Raw genomic sequence first — 2689 nt, 5'->3', positions numbered from 1 at the left:
TGACAAGATCATTGTATCTTCCTTTATTTTCTACGTCGGCATTGGCGTGATCTGCTCGCAGCATCAGCTGTCCGCATTCACGCATCACTTCTTGAATTTCACTTGAGAGCATCTTGTTCTCCACCCTTTCATCACAAATTCTTCTATGTGTATGATAGCACTGTTTCGCCTAGTTTCGCAAGAATGTTCTATAATCACACGCAAGTTTCTGCTATACTGATAGTATCACACTAGGGGAGGTGATGCTGTGTCAGCATCCAAGCATTGGGAACGCCGCATACCGATCTATCTCATCGGTATGTTTCTCATGACCATCGGCGTCAATCTATCGGTGTTATCCGGCATCGGCGTGTCTCCCATTGATACGCTGCCGTATATCGTCAGTCTGATTACACAAAAAAGTCTCGGTCTGTGTACCACACTGGTTTTCTCGGTGTATATTGTCTTGCAGATTTTCATTCTGCGCCGCCGATTCCAGTGGAAAAATCTCTTGCAGATTGTGCTGTCCATGATTTTCGGCTGGTTTGTCAGCCTGTCCGGCGCACTAACCGCCTTGCTGCCACAGCATCCAGCCTATCCCATTCAATTTCTCTATATGCTGTGCAGCATGGTATTTCTTGGCTCCGGTATTTTTCTGTACGTCACCGCGGATATTATGTCCATGCCCGCAGACGGCGTATCCCTCGCGCTGGCGCAAGTCTCTGGCAAGCCCATGTCCAGCTGCAAAATTGTCTTTGACTGCCTCGTTGTCGTTTTGACCGTGCTGTTGTCTATGACCCAGCTGCACAACATTAGCGGCGTGCGCGAAGGCACGCTTATTGCCGCTTTCGGCGTCGGCATGTGCATCCGATTCTGGGAAAAGCGCATGACCAAACCACTTCAACGGTTTTTGTTTAGAAACTAAAAACGCAAAAAAGGCTGTAACATTCGTTCCTCTTGATAAAAGGAACGTGTTACAGCCCATTTGTTTTTTACTTGTTATTTGCCTCGTAAGCGGCATAAGATTTCATCATCGTTGCTGCTTCGGCACGCGTTGCGCCCTTCTTCGGGTTCAGTCTTACCGTGTCGTTATCCTTCGAGCCATTGATGATGCCGTTTTGATTTGCCCACAGCATAGCTGTCTGTGCCCAATCCGAAACAGACGATGCATCGACAAAGCCGTTCAGCGAGCCTTCTGTCACTTCCGGCGAACCAGCTGCCGCATACAGCATTCTTGCCAGCTGCTCACGCGTTACCGCTGCATTCGGCGCATACGTCGTAGCAGAGGTACCTGCGACAATCTTGTTCTCATATGCCCAGCAGACGGCATTGTAATACCAAGCGCCCTGGGCGACATCGGTAAACGGTGTCGTGCCCGTCACAGTCGGCTGTCCGTTCTTGGCATACAAAATCTGCGCAATCTGTGCACGAGTCAGTGTGCCGTTCGGCTCAAACCGTCCCGGAGCTGTGCCGTTCATCATGCCATTGTTGTATACATATTCTACTGCCGGTGCAAACCAATTGCTTGCGCTGACATCGCAGAACATCTCATCATAGGTCAAGGTATACGGGGTATTTTCGCTGAGCTTGTTGTAGTGATACAGCGTATATGTACCGTCGCTCTGTGCATTTTGCAGATGATCGAAGCAATCCTCATTGCCTTCATCGCTGTACTGGAAGCGATGTTCGGTGAAATCCAGCGCACCGCCCTCAGCATCACCGTTATCCTGATACTGAATCTCCGATACGCGGTTTAACTCGTCATAGGTGTACGTCTGCCAGAACATCAGATGATCCTTGCCGTCAACCGTGGTATACGCCGTCTTTTTGGAGATGTTTCCAGCAATGTTGTACTCATAGCTGAATTTTTCCACATACGTTGCCTTCTGACCGTGCTCAGTAAAATTCAGCGTCTTTTTCGTGATATTGTTGTGCGAATCATAGGTGTATAGATACTCGTACACGGCGTCGCCGCCGGATTCCTTTACTGTAGCGACTTCGCGGGTAATATTGCCGTTCTGGTCGCGGTCATAGGTATTGGTCTGCGTCAGGTTGTTTCCCTGATATTCGCTGATCTGTGTCAGCTGGTTGCTGCTGTTATAGGCATAGGCTTCCCAGCCAGTCTGCTCGCCATTGCCGTTGTAATCAACCGCTTTGACAATATTGCCGCGCGCATCGTTCCAATAGGTCGTGCTTTCCTGCTTCGCATACGTTTTCATATCGTAGGTTGCCGAATCAATCAGCACATAATCCGCGCTGTGGCTCGGTCTGTGCGTCGCATCATAACCGCCAACTCCAGCATCCTCTGCCAGTGCACCGGTGGTCAGTGCTGCTGCGCACATAACGCCCGCCAGCATCACACTCGTCAATCGTTTTGTCCATGTCATACGTTTGAGTCCCTCCTGTCACTTTTTGTGTATATTTTTATTATACTACAAATCAGGAGCTTTTTCAACGAAACACGAATATTTCTCTATGATTTGGCATAAAATAAGCAAAATTTGTAAATTTTTATTCTTTTTTTGCGTGTGTTTGCTCATACTGATGCAGGGAGCCTTCTGTCATATGTGATAGCGCTGCAACGCGCTCATTGACCATATCCCACAGGCACATCGGCAGATGATCGCGGTGTCCGCGGTGAATCGTCACGCACTCAAAGCAATTTCCGTGATGGGGACAGGCCTCCTGACAAGGACAGTGATCGCCGCTC

The 2689-nt window shown here is 49.1% G+C and carries 2 protein-coding genes and 1 pseudogene; 1 reads left to right on the top strand and 2 read right to left on the bottom strand.

Features of this window, described 5'->3' with window-relative positions; translation table 11 throughout:
* The first annotated feature begins 247 nt into the window (after positions 1-247).
* Positions 248-904, top strand: a complete 657-nt coding sequence (locus ACR0P9_RS10535; protein ID WP_432619932.1) for a YczE/YyaS/YitT family protein — start codon at positions 248-250, stop codon at positions 902-904.
* A gap of 67 nt (positions 905-971) precedes the next feature.
* On the opposite strand, the gene ACR0P9_RS10530 is transcribed toward ACR0P9_RS10535, so the two are convergent.
* Positions 972-2366: an S-layer homology domain-containing protein gene (locus ACR0P9_RS10530; protein WP_432619930.1), complete on the bottom strand. Its 1395-nt coding sequence runs from the start codon at positions 2364-2366 to the stop codon at positions 972-974.
* Positions 2367-2490: 124 nt separating this feature from the next.
* Positions 2491-2689, bottom strand: a pseudogene (locus ACR0P9_RS10525) (hypothetical protein); the annotation flags it as partial.

The organism is Butyricicoccus sp. (assembly GCF_050872565.1).
Lineage (GTDB): Bacteria > Bacillota > Clostridia > Oscillospirales > Butyricicoccaceae > Butyricicoccus_A.
Note: the sequence above shows the minus strand (reverse complement) of the source record. Positions and strands in the feature narration are given on the sequence as shown.

Excerpts from the sequence above, each read along its gene's own strand:
- ACR0P9_RS10530 (WP_432619930.1), bottom strand. The coding sequence starts at position 2,366 with ATGACATGGACAAAACGATTGACGAGTGTGATGCTGGCGGGCGTTATG.